The organism is Rhodococcus sp. IC4_135 (assembly GCF_011602025.1).
GTDB lineage: Bacteria > Actinomycetota > Actinomycetes > Mycobacteriales > Mycobacteriaceae > Rhodococcus_F > Rhodococcus_F baikonurensis.
On sequence record NZ_JAAOLG010000157.1, the window covers coordinates 1 to 258 of the forward strand.

Here is a 258-nt window from a genome sequence, read left to right on the forward strand (position 1 = left end):
GGACTCTCCGTTGACGTGGCGACGCACGATCTCGAGTTTGGTCTCGAAGTCGTACTGTCTTCGGTCTCTCGTCACCAGCGCACCTGCTCCCCGTAGTTGCCATCGTTGATACAACATTTGGACAGGGTTCTGGGCGAGGTCAAGCGAAATGGCCACGGACTTGGCCGTGTAGCCCTGCTCGAACAGTTCGAGCGCCGACACGGCGTCGGTGTGGCTTAACGTGCTTTTCGAGTACATCTGACTACTCCCTGAAGAAGG

Annotated in this window: 1 pseudogene; it reads right to left on the bottom strand. The window is 57.4% G+C overall.

Features of this window, described 5'->3' with window-relative positions:
• Positions 1–237, bottom strand: a pseudogene (locus G8767_RS35430) (hypothetical protein); the annotation flags it as partial.
• Positions 238–258 lie beyond the last annotated feature (21 nt).